Below are 15,186 nucleotides of genomic sequence, written 5' to 3'. Positions count from 1 at the left end.
CGGGACCCGCCTGCCCCCGCTCACCCCCGCCGCAGCCGCAGCGTCACCAGCTGGAACGGCCGGACCTCGAGGGTCACGGCACCGTCCGCACCGTCGGCCCGGCCGCGCACCGCGCGCGCCGGGACCTCGCGCTCCAGCAGGTCCACCTCGGTGACCCCGGCGGCGTCGAACCCGGGCGTGACCGTGGCGCGCGCCCGGCTCCCGTGCGCCTCGTACAGCCGCACCACCACGTCGCCGGACCCGTCGTCGGCCAGCTTCACGGCCTCGACCACCACGCCGTCCCCGGCGACGGCCACCAGCGGCTCGACACCCCGGGCGCCGCGCACCTCCCGCACCGGCAGGTTGGCCCGGTAGCCGTCCACGACGGCCTCGGGGATGCCCGCGCCGACGTGCAGGGTGGTGACGAACCGGTGCCGGCCCTGGTCGGCCTCGGGGTCCGGGAACAGCGGCGCACGCAGCAGCGACTGCCGCACGACGGTCGCGGTCCCGCCGCCCTCGGTGCTGGTCCGGGTGACGTCGTGCCCGTAGGTGGCGTCGTTGGCCACCGCGACGCCGTAGCCCGGCTCGCCGACGTGCAGCCAGCGGTGCGCGCAGATCTCGTACCGGGCGGCGTCCCAGGAGGTGTTGGTGTGGGTGGGCCGGAGCACGTGCCCGAACTGCGTCTCGGCGGCGGACCGGTCGGCGTGCACGTCCAGCCCGAACGCGAGCTTGAGCAGCCGCTGCCGCTCGTGCCAGTCGACCTCGGTGACGATCTCGACCACGCGGGTGCCGGGCCGGAACGTCAGCTCCTGCACGATCGTCGAGTCGCCGACGGTCCGCGAGGTGCGGACGACGGCCCGGTCGGGTTTCTCGGCGACGACCTCCACCGCGTCGGCGTCGAGCAGGTCCTGCACGGTGCGCCGGTACTCGGCGTCGATGTCCCAGGCGTCCCACTGCCGCGGCACGTCGCGGTGCACCTGCAGCAGGTTGGCCAGGTGCCCGGGCGCGACGGCCTCGCGGTCGGCCACCAGGTCGCGGACGGAGGCGAGCTGACCGCCGGCCGTCAGCCGGACGTCGAGGGCGTCCGTGCGCACCCGCAGCGTGCCGTCGTCGGCGCGCAGCACCTCGACGGTCCCGGCGGCCGCGGCGGAGTCCGTCGCGAGCGCACCGCCCAGCGCGGGGACGCCGTCGCGGGCGTGCGGCGCGGCGTTCAGCCGGACCGTGCCGTCGCCCTCGCCGGCCAGGGCCGCGAGCGCCGCGCCGATCACGGCCTCCGCGCGCCGCTCGACGTCGGCGTACGCCTCCTCGGCCTGCCGGTAGACCCAGCCGATGGACGACCCGGGCAGGATGTCGTGGAACTGGTGCAGCAGCACGACCCGCCAGAGCGCGCGGATCTCCTCGGCCGGGTAGGCGGAGCCCGCACGGACCGCGGCGGTCGCCGCCCACAGCTCCGCCTCCCGCAGCAGGTGCTCGCTGCGCCGGTTGCCACGCTTGGTCCGGGCCTGCGAGGTGTAGGTGCCGCGGTGGTACTCCAGGTACATCTCCCCCGACCAGACCGCCGGCTCCCCGGACCCCGCCGCGGCGCTGTCCGCGAGCTCGGTCTCGGCGCGCGCGAAGAAGTCGTCCGGCGAGCCGAGCTCGACCTCGGGCAGGCCCGCGAGCGAGCGGGCGCGGTCGGCCGCCGCGAGCATCTCCCGGGTCGGGCCGCCGCCGCCGTCGCCCCAGCCGAACGGCACGAGCGACTCGGTGGCGACGTCCTTGTCCCGGAACTCGCGCTCGGCGTGCGCGAGCTCGCGCGGCGACAGGTCGGAGTTGTAGGTGTCGACCGGCGGGAAGTGCGCGAGCACCCGGGACCCGTCGATGCCCTCCCAGTGGAAGGTGTGGTGCGGCATCCGGTTGGTGTCGTTCCAGGACAGCTTCTGGGACAGGAACCACCGCGAGCCCGCGGCCCGGACGATCTGCGGCAGCGCACCGGTGTACCCGAACGAGTCGGGCAGCCACACGTCCTGCGTCTCGTGGCCGAACTCCTCCAGGAAGTACCGCTTGCCCTCGACCATCTGCCGCGCCAGCGCCTCGCCGCCCGGCATGTTGGTGTCGGACTCGACCCACATCCCGCCGACCGGGACGAACTGGCCGCCCGCGACCTTGGCGCGGATCCGCTCGAACAGCTCCGGGTGCCGCTCGGCCACCCACGCGTACTGCTGCGCGGACGAGCAGGCGAACACGAAGTCCTCGCGCTCGTCCATCAGCGCGACCACGCTCGCGAACGTGCGGGAGCACTTGCGCACCGTCTCGCGCGCCGGCCACAGCCACGCCGAGTCGATGTGCGCGTGCCCCGTGGCGAGCACCCGGTGGCCGCCCGCGGTCGCGGGCACATCGAGCACGGGCCGCAGCACGGCGCGGCCGGCGGCAGCGGTCCCGGCCACGTCGAACGGGTCGATCGCGTCCACCACCAGGTCCAGCGCCCGCAGCGCCCGGGCGTACCGGGTGGAGCCGGGGTCGCCGACCTCGACCAGCCCCTGCACGGTCAGCAGGTCCTGCCAGAGCTCCCAGACCTCGACGTCGCGCAGCACCACCTCGGCGGAGCGCAGCGCGTACAGCGGCTCGTCGCCCGCGGTGCGCGGGTCGCCGAGCGACGTCGGCCCGTACCAGGTGCTGCTGCCGACGTCGGGGTTGCCCGCGGCCTCGACGTAGACGTCGACCGTCGCCTCACCCCACGGCACGGCCTGATTGCGCGGGGACAGCCCCTTCAGCGCGACGCCGTCGGGCCGCAGCACCAGGCCCTCCGCCTGGAACCCCGGCTGGGTCGTGGTGAACCCGAGGTCGATCGCCAGCTCCACCGCGTGCCGGCCCGCCGCGACCTCCGCGGACCCGAGCCAGCCGTCGGGCACGGCGCCGGTCATCCGGAACCACGTGGTGCTCCACGGCGCGCCCCACGGCGTGCCGAGCGGTGCCGGGGCGTACTCCTGCCCGGCGGCCTCGGCGAACGGGACCGGCTCGCCCGGCATCCCCTCGGCGCCCGGCACGGTCCAGGCGGTGACGGTCAGCGGGGCGCGGGCCGCGACGAGGGCCGGGGTGAGCCGCTCGTGCACGAACCGCTGCACGCGCTGGAGGACGAGGGCGGACGGGTCGACGGGCATGGAGGGACCTCCGGTGGGTGGCGGGCGGGTCGGGTCGGGCGGGGACGGGTGCGCCGGGCCTCAGCCCTTGACGGCTCCGGACATGGCGAACGAGCCCCCGGAGAACCGCTGCACGAGCAGGTAGAGCACCAGGACGGGGACGGAGTAGAGGATCGAGAACGCGGCCAGCCGGCCGTACGCGACGGTCCCGTAGGTGCCGAAGAAGCTGTAGATGGCCACGGCCGCGGGCTGGTTGTCGGGCGAGAACAGCAGCACGAACGGGACGAAGAAGTTCCCCCACGCCTGCGTGAACACGAAGATGAACACCACGGCGATCCCCTGGCGCATCAGCGGCACCACGATCCGGCGCAGCGCCGTCATCGACCCCGCGCCGTCCACCCAGGCGGCCTCCTCCAGGGACACCGGGACGGAGTCCATGAAGTTCTTGGTCATCCAGATGGCCATCGGCAGCGACGTCGCGGCCAGGAAGAAGATCGTCCCGGGCACGGAGTCCAGCAGGCCCAGGTACACGAACAGCGCGTAGACCGGCACCATCATCGCGGTGATCGGCAGGCAGGTGCCGAACAGGATCGAGTAGAGGAACGGCTTGCGGAATCGCATCTGGTAGCGGGACAGCGGGTACGCCGCGAGCACGGAGGCCAGCACCGTGAGCACCGCCGTGCCGGCCGAGATGACCGTGGAGTTCCACAGCGGCCGGAACGTCGCCTCCCAGGTGAGGATCTGCGTGAAGTTGTCGGTGGTGACCGACTCCGGCAGCCGCACGGACACGGTCGCGGCGGGGTCGAGCGCCGCGAGCACGATCCACGCGAGCGGGACCAGGAACGCGATGCCGGTCACGACCAGGGCGGCCGCGACCAGCACCCGGCCGGTCCGGCGCCGGGGTGCGGCGACGGACGGGACGCGCCGGTCCTTGCGGGCCCGGCGGGCCGTCGTCGCGACGGGCGCCGTCGGGGCGGTGAGCGCGGTCATCAGTCGACCTCCGGCTTGAGCACGCGGATGTACACGATGGAGAACACGGCGCCGACCAGCAGGGTGACGGTCGCGATGGCGGTGCCGTAGCCGACCTGGGCGAACTTGAACGCCTCCTGGTAGGCCAGGACCGGCAGCGTGGACGAGTCGGTGCCGGGCCCGCCGCCGGTCATCACCCAGATCAGGGTGAACACCGCCAGCGTCTGCAGCGTCGTCAGCATGAGGTTGGTCGAGATCGACCGGCGGATCATCGGCACGGTGATCCGGAAGAACCGCTGCGGGCCGGTCGCGCCGTCGATCGCCGCGGCCTCGGAGATCTCGGGCGGCACCTCGGACAGCGCCGCCCCGTAGACCATCATCGAGAACGCCGTGCCGCGCCAGATGTTCGCCAGGACCACGGCGAGCATCGGCGCCGAGATCAGCCACGTCGGACCGGTGAGCCCGAACCAGCCGAGCACGTTGTTCAGGGTGCCGTCGGTGGAGAAGAACGCGTAGAGCGCGAACGCCGCGACGATCTCCGGCAGCACCCACGCGACGACGACGATCGCCGACACCACGCCCCGGACGCCCGCCGACGTGGCGCGCAGCAGCAGCGCGAGCGCCATGCCGAGCACGTTCTGGCCGATCACCGCGGAGGCGCCGACGAACACGACGGTCAGCACGACGGCCTTCCAGAACCCGTCGTCGGTGAGCAGCGCGGCGTAGTTGTCCAGCCCGATGAACTCCGGGTTGGCGGCCCGGTACCCGGTCAGCGCCTGGTTGGTGAGGGAGCCGTAGAACGACCACAGCACCGGCCCGGCCAGGAACACCAGCATGAGCACGACCGCGGGGGCCAGCGGCAGCAGCCGCAGCGCGGTCCGGCCGGGCCGGCGGCGGGGACGGCGGAGGCCGCCGCCCGCCACCGGCCGGTCGAGGGTGGCCGACGACATCAGCCGGCGGCCTGCGTGCCGTCGTCGCCGACGATGGACAGCAGGCCCTCGTCGTACGCCGCGGCCGCCTCCTCCGCCGTCGCCTGCCCCGTGGCCACCGCCTCGGCGGCGACCTGGATGTTGGACGAGATCTGCGAGTAGTCCGGCGTGGCCGGGCGGAAGTGCGTGTACTCGACCAGCGAGCTGAAGAACTCGAACGACGGGTTGTAGCCCAGGTACTCCGGGTCCTCCGCCACGTCCGTGCGCACCGCGATCTGGCTGTTCTCGGTGTCGTACTTCAGCGAGTTCTCGCGATTCAGCGCCGTGGCGATGAAGTCGAACGCGGCCTGCGGGTCACCGGCGTGCGCACCGACCGCGAGCGTCCAGCCGCCGGACATCGACGTGAAGCCGGGCTCCTGCCCGTCCTGCGTCGGCATCGCGGCCATGCCCAGGGTCTGCTCCCACTCGGGCCACGCGTTGTCGCCGGTGATCCAGCCGCCGGGCAGCCACGAGCCGTCGACGGCCATCGCGAGCTTGCCCTGCGGCAGCAGCTCGGTGGCCACCCGCGCGCCGACCGACGCGTCCAGCGCGACGTCGAGCGACGGCGCGAGCCCCTCGCCGTAGATCGTCTCGAGGAACGCGAGCGAGTCGGTGAAGCCCTGCGACCCGGTGATCCACTTCTGCGAGTCCGCGTCGTAGAGCTCGTCGTCGGTGCCGTACAGCAGCATCTCGAAGCCCTGCATCGTGGTCGCCTCGCCGGCCGCCTTGCCCGCGTAGACGTTGATCGGGGTGACGTCCGGCAGCTCGGCCTTGATCGTGCGCGCGGCCTCGAGGATGTCGTCCCAGGTCTCCGGCTGCCAGTCCTCCGGCAGCCCGGCCTGCGCGAACAGCTCCTTGTTGTAGTAGATCCCGCGGGTGTCGGTGCCCATCGAGACGCCGTAGACCTGGCCGTCGTCGCCCAGGCCGGCCTCGCGCGCGGTCTCCGGGAACTGCTCCCAGTCCTCCCACGCCTCGACGTACTCGTCGATCGGCTGCAGGTACCCCGCGGCCGCGTCGGACCGGATCTGGAAGGTGTCCTCGTAGATGACGTCCGGCGCCGTGTCCGGCGACCCGTTCATCAGCGCCAGCTTGGTGAAGTACTGGTCCTGCTCGGCCTCGATCGCGACCAGGTCGACCGTCATGCCCTCGTTGGCGGCCTCGTACTCCGACTTGGCCTTCTGCAGCAGGTCGTCGAGCTGCACGAACTGCGCGGTCTTCTGGTAGGCCACGGTGATCGTCGTGTCGTCGCCGGCGGTGTCTCCCCCGCCGCTGCCGCAGGCGGCCGTGAGGCCGAGTGCGAGGACGGCCCCGGACGCGATGGCGGACTTCTGCAGACGCATGGATGCTCCTTTGCTCCACGTGCACGGTCGACGGGCGGCACTGCCCGGACTCGATAACTACAACGTCTGGATGAATTGCTGTCAAGAGCCCCGCCCGGGTCGTGACGCAACCGTGACGCCGCCGCCGCGCCGCTGCAGATGTCAAAGATGTTTGACATCCGCCGTAGCGAGCCCTAGCGTCGATGTCAAACATCTTTGACATCGGAGGCGGGTGGCATGTCCTACCGGGAGAAGAACACGTGGGCGTACGGCGTGATCGCCGTGCTCGGGTACGCCGTCTACGTCGCCGTGGTCCTGACCCGCGCCGACGGCGGCCCGCTCACCGGCGTCGCGTACGCGGGGCCGCTGCTGGCCACGGTCGGCGCTGCCGTGGCGGCCGGGATCCTCGCGGGGATCGTGCTCGGGGCGACCTCCCGCGACCGGGCGGTCGGCGACGAGCGCGAGCAGGCGATCGAGCGGATGGGCGAGCACGTGGGCCAGTCGTTCCTCGTGCTGGGCGGCGTCGGCGCGCTGGCGCTCGCACTGCTGGAGGCGGACCACTTCTGGATCGCGAACGTGCTGTACCTCGGGTTCGTGCTGTCGGCCGTGCTGTCGTCGGTCGCCCGCCTGGTGGCGTTCCGCCGCGGGGTGGGCCCGTGGTGAGGCCGACGGCGGTCACCAACCGCATCCGGGTGCTCCGCACCGAGCGCGGGCTGACCCAGGCCCAGCTCGCCGAGCAGCTGGGCGTGACCCGGCAGACCGTCATCGCCGTCGAGCAGGGGCGGTACTCCCCCTCGCTCGAGCTGGCGTTCCAGATCGCGGCCGCGCTCGGGCGCCCGATCGACCAGGTGTTCACCTACGAGCCGGACGGCGGTGCGCGATGAGGGCAGTGGTGCGGGAGCGGTACGGCGACACGTCGGTGCTGCGGGTGGTCGACCGGGACGACCCGGTGCCGACGGGCGACCAGGTGCTCGTCGACTGCGCGGTCGGCGGGGTGAACATGGCGGACTGGCACCTGATGACCGGGCTGCCGTCGGTCGCCCGCCTCGCCTTCGGGCCGCGCCGTCCCCGCGAACCGGGGATCGGGCGCGACCTGGCCGGCACGGTGGCGGCGGTCGGGCCGGACGTGACCGGCCTGCGGGTCGGCGACGCGGTGTTCGGCACCGCTCCGGCGGCGTTCGCGCAGCGGGCCGTCACCCGGGAGCGGACGCTCGCCCGGGTCCCGGACGGCGTGCCGATGGCCTCGGCCGCCGCGGTGCCGACCGCCGGCACGACCGCGCTGCACGCGCTGCGGTCGGCGCGCGTCGCCGCCGGGTCGCGCGTGCTGGTGCTGGGCGCGGGCGGCGGGGTGGGGTCGCTGGTGGTGCGGCTCGCGGTGCTGGCCGGGGCGCGGGTGACCGCGGCGACGTCGGCGGGCAAGCAGGAGGTGGTCGCCGGACTCGGCGCCGACGCCGTGGTCGACTACGCCGACCGGGCGGCGTGGGGCACGGGGTACGACGCCGTCGTGGTGACGGGGGGGCTGTACCCGCTGCGCGAGCTGCGCCGGCCGCTCGCACCGCGGGGGTCGCTGGCCCTGGTCGGCGCCGAGGGCGGCGGCGACGTGCTGGGCGGCGGCGTCGTCCGGCAGCTCCGTGCCGTGCTGCTCAGCCCGTTCCTCCGCCAGCGGCTGGTCAGCGTGGTGTCCCGGGACAACGCGGCGGACCTGGAGCGGCTGCGGGAGCTCCTCGCCGACGGCTCCCTGACGCCCGTGGTCGAGCGCAGCTACCCGCTCGACGAGGTCGCGGCCGCGATCGACCACGTCGCCTCGGGCGCGGCGCGGGGCAAGGTCGTGCTGACGCTCAGCTGACCAGCAGCAGGTCCGTCGGCCGCGGGGTGAACGCCCGGCCCAGCAGGATGCAGCCGGCCCCGACGGCACCGACCTGGGGCCCGAACGCCGACGACGCCACGGTCACCGCGTGCCCGCCCGGCACCGGGTGCGCCGCGACCTCCGCGGCGAGCGCGTCGGCCGCGTGCGGGGCCACCCGGTCCCAGAGCGGGCCGCCCACCAGCACGGCGGGCACGTCGAGCAGGTCGGTGAGCACCCCCGCGGCCATCCCGACGCGGCGCCCGGCGAGCTGCAGCACCTCCCGGGCGCCCGCGTCGCCGGCGTCGGCCGCGGCGCACAGCGCCGTCACCGCCTCGTCCACCGCGCGCGGGTCGGAGCCGTCGCCCCAGTCCGGCAGCGCGACGCCCGCGGCCCGGCCCTGCTCCGCGAGCGCCTCGGCCCGCAGCACCGCGCCGAGGCAGCCGCGGCGCCCGCACCAGCAGCGCGCACCCTCCGGGTCCGCGACCAGGTGGCCGGACTCCCCCGCGTTGCCGGAGACGCCGCGCACCACCTCGTCCCGCAGGACGGTGGCCACCGCGACCCCGGTGCCGAGGTAGAAGAACACGAAGTCCGACGCGTGCTCACCGGGGTGCCACAGGTGGGCGCTCGCCGCGGCGATCACGTCCTTGTCGAGCACGGCGCGCAGGCCGGTGCGCTCGGCGACGGCGTCCCGCAGCGAGACCAGGTGCCAGCCGGGCAGGTGCGGCGGGTCCACCACGACGCCGCCCTCGACGTCGATCGGCCCGGGCGCGGCGATGCCGACGCCGAGCACCCGCTCCCGCTCGATCCCGGCGGCCGCGATCAGGCCCTCGATCTCGGCCACCAGCCCGTCGACCACGGCATCCGGGTCCTCCGGGAGCGGGGTCGGCACCTGCGCCTGCGCGACCACCGCGCCGGACAGGTCCAGCAGCACGAAGGTCATCGTCGCGGGGTCCAGGTGCACCCCGACGGCGTACCGGCTGGGGGCGCTCAGCCGCAGCAGCGTGCCGGGGCGACCGGGCCCGCGGCGCGCCGCCTCGCCCTCCTCGACCACCAGGCCGAGGTCGAGCAGGCGGCGCGCCACGTTGGTCACGGTCTGCGGGGACAGCCCGGTCCGGCGCGCGACCTCGGCGCGGGCCAGGCCGCCGCCGGCACGCCGGATCACGTCCAGGACGACTGTCTGGTTGAAGTCGCCCATCCGCGGCAGGTTGGTCCCGCGACGCATGTCACCCTCCCGTCGGCCGGCCGCCGCGGCGCAGCGGTGCGACGCAGCCGGGTGCGTGCATTATGGCCGACCGCGCACGGCCCGCCCCCGGGACCCCCGGCGCGCGTGCACCAGGGCGGCACCGGCCGCGACCGCGGCGAGCGCCGCGAGCAGGCCGAGCAGCAGGTGGGCGCCGGTCGTCGCCAGCACGCCGCCGCGCGTCCCGGTGCCGTCGGCGGCGGCCTGCGCGCCAGCGTCGGGGCCCGCCGGCGACCCGGGTGCACCCGGATCGCCCGGCGCGCCCGGGTCGACCGGCGCGGGCAGCACGGGGTCCACCGGGTCCACGGGCTCCGTCGGGGCGGTGGCCTGCGGCTCGACCAGCACGGCCACGGTCCGCGCCGGCACCGTCAGCGTGCCGGACGCGGCGTCCCAGGTCGTCCCGCGCACCACGTCGTCCGCGCCGTCCGCCTGCACGGACGACAGCGCGTACCCGCGGCCCGCGAGCGCGGGCAGCTGCTGCGTGACGGCCTCGGGCGAGGCGTTGAACACCGTCAGCAGGCCGTCCAGGGCCGGGTCGGCGTCCGGGCCGACGGTGTCGTCGACCTGCATGACGATCACCCCCGGCGTCGCGTCCGCGCCCGCGTCGGGGAAGGTCACCTTCTGCCGGATCTGCTCGGCGTCGCCCAGCCGGAACAGCGGGGTGGAGAACCGCAGCCGCAGCAGCTCCTCCGACGCCGTGCGGGCCGTCGCGATGTCGGCGGCCGTCGGCTTGAGGGCGGCGTCCGCCAGCAGCGGGCGCATCAGGTCCCACGTGTCGGCGTTGTCCCAGGCACCGGGCAGGCCGCGGCCGAAGCCGTTGTCCTGGCCGGACCAGTCGAGCACGTTGAACCAGTCGCCCGAGTCGTAGCTGTTCCGGTCCAGCGACTTGGACCGCAGCTGGTCGGTGCCGGCGTGCCAGAGCACCGGCGTCTGCGCCAGCGCCGCCGTGGCCAGCGACAGCGTGTTCATCCGGATCCGGTCGTCCATGCTCGTGGCCTGCGGCAGCTTGAGGGTCAGCAGGTCGAACAGGGTCTCGTTGTCGTGGGCGTCGACGTAGCTGACCACCTCCTCCGGGGAGTCGGCGTACCCGGCGGGCGCCCCGCGGTAGTCGATCTGGTCGCCGCGCAGCCGCTCGCCCGTGGACGTCGGCAGCACGTAGTCGCGCAGGTTCCCGGTCAGCCCCAGCCGTACCAGGTCGGTGGCGTGCCCGAGCTCCGCGAACTCGGCCGCGGTGCCCGCGTTGACCGTGCCCGGGTCCCCGGTGCGCGCCGGCTGCCCGTTGGGGTCGGTGGCCAGGCCGGTCCCGTAGCCCTGCTGGAACACGGTCGCGCCGTCGACGGGCGACCCGCCGTGCACGGCGTCGCGGAGCCGGTCGGAGAACGTGCCGATCCCGGTGCCGCCCAGCTGCCCCTGCGTCGCCTGCTCGAACAGCGCGTTCCCGGCGACCTCGCCGAAGTCCCAGCCCTCGCCGTACAGGTACACCGCCGAGCCGTCGACGCCGTCCGCCGCGAGCGTCAGCTCGTCCAGCGCTGCGCGGACCGCGAGCATGTTGGCGCGGGAGTGGTGACCCATCAGGTCGAACCGGAACCCGTCGACCCGGTAGTCGCGGGCCCAGGTGACGACCGAGTCGACCATGAGCTTCTCGGCCATGGCGTGCTCGGTCGCGACGTTCTGGCAGCAGGTGCTGGTCTGCACCTGGCCGGTGCCGTCCAGCCGGTGGTAGTACCCGGGCACGACCCGGTCCAGGACCGACCTCGCGTCCTGCCCGCTGGCGGCGGTGTGGTTGAAGACCTGGTCCAGCACCACCCCGAGGCCCATGTCGTGCAGCGCGCCGACCATGGTCCGGAACTCCGCGACCCGCGCACCGCCGTCGGCGTCCACCGCGTAGGAGCCCTCGGGCGCCGTGAAGTGCCACGGGTCGTAGCCCCAGTTGAAACCGTCCCCCGCGCGCACCGCGTCCACGGCCGCCTGCTGCTGGTCGGAGTCCGGCGCGTACGACGCCAGGTCCCCCGCGGGCTCGAGCTGGGCGTCCCGGTCCTCCTCGATGGAGGCGATGTCGAACGTGGGCAGCAGGTGCACCGTGGTCAGGCCGGCGTCGGCCAGCGCGCGCAGGCGCCGGGTGCCGTCGGAGTCACGGGCGAAGGCGAGGTACGTGCCCCGCTCGGCCTCGGGCACGCCGGCGTCGCCGATCGAGAAGTCCCGGACGTGCAGCTCGTAGATCGTGTGGTCCACCGCGCGCTCGACGACGGGGGCCGGGGTGTCCGCCCACAGCGCGGGCCGGAACGCCGGGTCGGCCAGGTCCACCGCGACCGCGTGCGTCGAGTTCAGGGTGAGAGCGACGGCGTACGGGTCGGTGACCACGTTGGTCTCGACGGCGCCGGTCGACGGCACGACGACCTCCACCTCGTAGCGGTAGCGCACGCCGGACCAGCCGGCGTCGCCGACGACCGACCAGGTGCCGTCGGCGGCCCGCTCGGCGGCCACCCGCTCCGGTGCGGTCGCGAGGTCGGCGCCGGGCGCCCAGCGCAGCAGCGTGACCGCGCGCGCCGTCGGCGCCCACAGCCGGAACGTCGGCGCACCGCCGGCCCAGGTGGTGCCCAGGGCGGCCTCTGTCGCGGCCGGGTACAGGTCGTCCAGCACGCCGGGCACCTGCACGCCGGTGACGGCCGTCAGCGTGGAGCCGTCGGCCTGGGCCACCTGGACCTCGCCCGTCAGCAGGTCGCCGGCGCGGGCCGCGTCGGCAGGATCCAGCCGGAGCGCGACCGCGTCCGCGAGCGCCGGGAAGTCGGCGAGCACGTCGGCGGGCAGCCCGGCCGGGTCGCGGGTCAGGGCCAGGGTGCCGCCACCCGCGGGCGCGGTGACGGCGCCGTCCGCGACGGCCAGCCCGCCGTCGGGCGCGTGGTGCAGCGTCCAGGTCAGCGCCGCGGGGTCGGCACCGGCCAGCAGGTCGCGCGGCCAGGCCACCAGGTCGTCGCGGACCCAGTGCGCGGACTGCGTGCCCGCGCCGGGCAGGGGCGGGTTCGCCACGTCGACCTGGAGCAGGTGCGTCGCGACGTCGTAGCGGAAGGCGACCTGCTCGCCGTCCTGCGTGCTGAACGTGTGGTTCGCGCCGTCCAACGTCCCTCCCTGGCCGTAGTTCTCCGCCCACGACAGCCCGTGGGCGGCCTTGACCTGGTACGAGCCCGCCGGGATCGCGGTGGTCGCCCACGTGTAGATCCCGTCGCCGTCCGGGTCCTTCGCCCAGGTGGCCAGGCAGTCCGGCGCCCAGTCCGCCGGGCAGCCGACCGCCGCCTGGAAGGACCCGGGCAGCGTGACGACCGGCCCCTGCGCGGTGTTCTGGAAGTCCCCGGACACCGGGTCCCAGTAGAACGTGACCGGGACCGGGGCGCTCCCCGGGACGGTGTACGCGACCTCGGGGCCGCCGAGCACCCCGCCCGCGCCGTACGCCACGTCCCCGGTGCCGTCGAGCGCGACCCGGTACGCGTAGTCGCCGGGCGGCAGCGTGAGGGTGCCCTCCCAGACGCCGTCGGGGCGCTCGGTCAGCTGGTTCGCGGGGCAGTCGGGTTGCCGGTCGGCGTCGCAGCCGATCGCGAGGTCGTGCGTCCCGGGGACGGACACCGAGGTGGCGGCGAGCGGGTCGGCCGCGGCGACCCGGACCGGGTCCGCTGCGGGATCGGGCGCGGACCCGGGTGCGGCCACGGCACCGGGCGGTCCGTCGGCGGCCGGCACGGCGCCGGCGGTGGCGGCGCCGCCCAGGAGCAGCGCGGCGGTGGCGGTCAGGGCGAGGAGACGGCGCGCCGGCCGGGGTGACCGGGCAGGGCGCAGTCGGGCGTGCGGCATCAGGGACTCCATCGTCGGTGTGCATCAGCGCGGCTGCCAGCGACTGTATCGGCTTGCAGAAACTTGCGGCAACGCCCCTCGACCTCGGTGCCGGTCCTGGGTCCCGGGTCCCGGGTCCCGGGGACGACGAGACCCGCCGGCCCGCAGCACGCCGCCCGACGGATCGAGGGCGCGTGCGGACCGGCGGGTCCCGTGCGCGAGGAGTCCGGGCGCGGTCCCGGTGCCCGGCGCGTCAGTGCGCGAAGTGCCGGGTGCCCGTCAGGTAGAGCGTGACGCCGGCCGCGGCGGCCGCGGCGACGACCTCCTCGTCGCGGACGGAGCCGCCGGGCTGGACCACCGCGCGGACCCTGGCGTCGAGCAGCACCTGCAGGCCGTCGGCGAACGGGAAGAACGCGTCCGAGGCCGCCACCGCCCCGCGTGCCCGCTCCGTGTCGCCGGAGTTCGCGCGCTCCACCGCCAGGCGGCAGGAGTCGACCCGGTTGACCTGGCCCATGCCGACGCCGACCGAGGCGCCGCCGTCCGCCAGGAGGATCGCGTTCGACTTCACCGCGCGCACGGCCCGCCACGCGAAGGCCAGGTCGGTGAGGGTCGCCGCGTCGGCGGCCTCCCCCGCCGCCAGCGTCCACGTGGCCGGGTCGTCCCCGGGGGCGTCCACCCGGTCGACCTGCTGCATGAGCAGGCCGCCGCTGATCGGGCGCAGCTCCACGGCCGCGGACGGCGCGCCCTCGACGGTCAGCAGGCGGATGTTCTTCTTGCGCTGCAGCACCTCGAGCGCCGCGGGCTCGTAGCCCGGCGCGACGACGACCTCGGTGAACACCTCGGCGATCTGCTCCGCCGCGGCCAGGGTGACGACGCCGTTGGCCGCGATGACGCCGCCGAACGCCGAGACCGGGTCGCAGGCGTGCGCCCGGGCGTGGGCGTCGGCGATGTCCGCGCCGACCGCGATGCCGCACGGGTTGGCGTGCTTGATGATCGCCACCGCCGGGCCGTCGTGGTCGTGCGCCGCGCGCCAGGCGGCGTCCGCGTCGACGTAGTTGTTGTAGCTCATGGCCTTGCCGTGCAGCTGCGTCGCCTGCGCGAGCCCGGCCGTGCCGTGGCCCTGGGTGTACACGGCGGCGCGCTGGTGCGGGTTCTCGCCGTACCGCAGCACGTCGGCGCGCTCCCACGTGGCGCCCACCCAGGCGGGGAACCCGGTGGCGACGCCGTCGACCTCGTCGGTGCTGGACGCGACGCTGCCCATCCAGGACGCCACCGCGACGTCGTAGGTCGCGGTGTGCACGAACGCCTGCGCGGCGAGCCGGGTGCGCTCGGCCAGCGTGAACCCGCCGGCACGGACGGCCTCGACCACGGCGCCGTACGCCCCCGGCTCGACGACGACGGCCACGCTCGGGTGGTTCTTCGCCGCGGCGCGGACCATCGAGGGCCCGCCGATGTCGATCTGCTCGACGCACTCGTCGGGGGTCGCACCGGAGGCCACCGTCTGCGTGAACGGGTAGAGGTTCACCACGACCAGCTCGAACGGCGCGACGCCGAGCTCGTCCAGCTGCGCGAGGTGCTCCGGGCGCCGGGTGTCGGCGAGGATCCCGGCGTGCACGCGCGGGTGCAGCGTCTTGACCCGGCCGTCCAGGCACTCGGGGAACCCGGTCAGGTCCTCGACCCGCGTCACCGGCACCCCGGCGGCGGCGACGGTGGCGGCGGTCGACCCGGTCGAGACCAGCTCGACGCCGGCCTCGTGCAGGGCGGTGGCGAGCTCGACCAGGCCGGACTTGTCGTAGACGGACAGCAGCGCCCGGCGGACGGGGCGGCGGGTGGCGTCGGCCGTCGGGTCGGCGACGGGCGTCGTCGGGGGCGGCGAGGCGTGGGACATGGCGTCCTCCGGGGTCGTCAGGGCACCACGGGGGGTGCG

The 15,186-nt window shown here is 75.1% G+C and carries 10 protein-coding genes; 3 read left to right on the top strand and 7 right to left on the bottom strand.

Features of this window, described 5'->3' with window-relative positions; translation table 11 throughout:
- Window positions 1-20: 20 nt before the first annotated feature.
- Genes AC1050_RS12845 through AC1050_RS12830 form a run of 4 tightly spaced genes read right to left on the bottom strand, consistent with a single transcriptional unit; the run spans window position 21 to window position 6,375 of the window.
- On the bottom strand, window positions 21-3,119 hold the full coding sequence (locus AC1050_RS12845) for an alpha-mannosidase (protein WP_482387776.1): 3,099 nt from the start codon (window positions 3,117-3,119) through the stop codon (window positions 21-23).
- 60 nt (window positions 3,120-3,179) lie between these two features.
- Window positions 3,180-4,088: a carbohydrate ABC transporter permease gene (locus tag AC1050_RS12840; RefSeq protein WP_482387775.1), complete on the bottom strand. Its 909-nt coding sequence runs from the start codon at window positions 4,086-4,088 to the stop codon at window positions 3,180-3,182.
- Entirely contained in the window at window positions 4,088-5,017 is a 930-nt protein-coding gene (locus AC1050_RS12835; RefSeq protein ID WP_482387774.1) for a carbohydrate ABC transporter permease, read from the bottom strand. Before AC1050_RS12835 ends, AC1050_RS12840 begins: the two co-directional genes overlap by 1 nt.
- The gene (locus tag AC1050_RS12830) at window positions 5,017-6,375 is read right to left on the bottom strand and encodes an extracellular solute-binding protein (RefSeq protein ID WP_482387773.1); all 1,359 of its coding nucleotides are present in this window, start codon (window positions 6,373-6,375) and stop codon (window positions 5,017-5,019) included. The genes AC1050_RS12835 and AC1050_RS12830 overlap by 1 nt, the downstream gene beginning before the upstream one ends.
- A gap of 216 nt (window positions 6,376-6,591) precedes the next feature.
- On the opposite strand from AC1050_RS12830, the gene AC1050_RS12825 reads away from it, so the two are divergent.
- Genes AC1050_RS12825 through AC1050_RS12815 form a run of 3 tightly spaced genes read left to right on the top strand, consistent with a single transcriptional unit; the run spans window position 6,592 to window position 8,200 of the window.
- The gene (locus AC1050_RS12825) at window positions 6,592-7,017 is read left to right on the top strand and encodes a hypothetical protein (RefSeq protein ID WP_482387772.1); all 426 of its coding nucleotides are present in this window, start codon (window positions 6,592-6,594) and stop codon (window positions 7,015-7,017) included.
- Window positions 7,011-7,238: a helix-turn-helix transcriptional regulator gene (locus AC1050_RS12820; RefSeq protein ID WP_482387771.1), complete on the top strand. Its 228-nt coding sequence runs from the start codon at window positions 7,011-7,013 to the stop codon at window positions 7,236-7,238. The genes AC1050_RS12825 and AC1050_RS12820 overlap by 7 nt, the downstream gene beginning before the upstream one ends.
- Window positions 7,235-8,200, top strand: a complete 966-nt coding sequence (locus AC1050_RS12815; protein WP_482387770.1) for an NAD(P)-dependent alcohol dehydrogenase — start codon at window positions 7,235-7,237, stop codon at window positions 8,198-8,200. The genes AC1050_RS12820 and AC1050_RS12815 overlap by 4 nt, the downstream gene beginning before the upstream one ends.
- Here the strand turns inward: AC1050_RS12815 and AC1050_RS12810 are convergent.
- From AC1050_RS12810 to purH, 3 genes are all read right to left on the bottom strand, one after another.
- Window positions 8,193-9,422, bottom strand: a complete 1,230-nt coding sequence (locus AC1050_RS12810; protein ID WP_482387769.1) for an ROK family transcriptional regulator — start codon at window positions 9,420-9,422, stop codon at window positions 8,193-8,195. The two genes, AC1050_RS12815 and AC1050_RS12810, sit on opposite strands and share 8 nt — an antisense overlap.
- A gap of 60 nt (window positions 9,423-9,482) precedes the next feature.
- Window positions 9,483-13,280: a pullulanase-type alpha-1,6-glucosidase gene (pulA, locus tag AC1050_RS12805; protein WP_482387768.1), complete on the bottom strand. Its 3,798-nt coding sequence runs from the start codon at window positions 13,278-13,280 to the stop codon at window positions 9,483-9,485.
- 232 nt (window positions 13,281-13,512) lie between these two features.
- Window positions 13,513-15,147: a bifunctional phosphoribosylaminoimidazolecarboxamide formyltransferase/IMP cyclohydrolase gene (purH, locus tag AC1050_RS12800; RefSeq protein WP_482387767.1), complete on the bottom strand. Its 1,635-nt coding sequence runs from the start codon at window positions 15,145-15,147 to the stop codon at window positions 13,513-13,515.
- Window positions 15,148-15,186 lie beyond the last annotated feature (39 nt).

The organism is Cellulomonas sp. NEAU-ZC6 (assembly GCF_056844425.1).
Note: the sequence above shows the minus strand (reverse complement) of the source record. Positions and strands in the feature narration are given on the sequence as shown.

Coding starts and splice junctions, on each gene's coding strand:
- AC1050_RS12840 (WP_482387775.1), bottom strand. CDS start 4,088: ATGACCGCGCTCACCGCCCCGACGGCGCCCGTCGCGACGACGGCCCGC.
- AC1050_RS12810 (WP_482387769.1), bottom strand. CDS start 9,422: ATGCGTCGCGGGACCAACCTGCCGCGGATGGGCGACTTCAACCAGACA.
- purH (WP_482387767.1), bottom strand. CDS start 15,147: ATGTCCCACGCCTCGCCGCCCCCGACGACGCCCGTCGCCGACCCGACG.
- AC1050_RS12815 (WP_482387770.1), top strand. CDS start 7,235: ATGAGGGCAGTGGTGCGGGAGCGGTACGGCGACACGTCGGTGCTGCGG.
- AC1050_RS12845 (WP_482387776.1), bottom strand. CDS start 3,119: ATGCCCGTCGACCCGTCCGCCCTCGTCCTCCAGCGCGTGCAGCGGTTC.
- AC1050_RS12835 (WP_482387774.1), bottom strand. CDS start 5,017: ATGTCGTCGGCCACCCTCGACCGGCCGGTGGCGGGCGGCGGCCTCCGC.
- AC1050_RS12825 (WP_482387772.1), top strand. CDS start 6,592: ATGTCCTACCGGGAGAAGAACACGTGGGCGTACGGCGTGATCGCCGTG.
- AC1050_RS12830 (WP_482387773.1), bottom strand. CDS start 6,375: ATGCGTCTGCAGAAGTCCGCCATCGCGTCCGGGGCCGTCCTCGCACTC.
- pulA (WP_482387768.1), bottom strand. CDS start 13,280: ATGCCGCACGCCCGACTGCGCCCTGCCCGGTCACCCCGGCCGGCGCGC.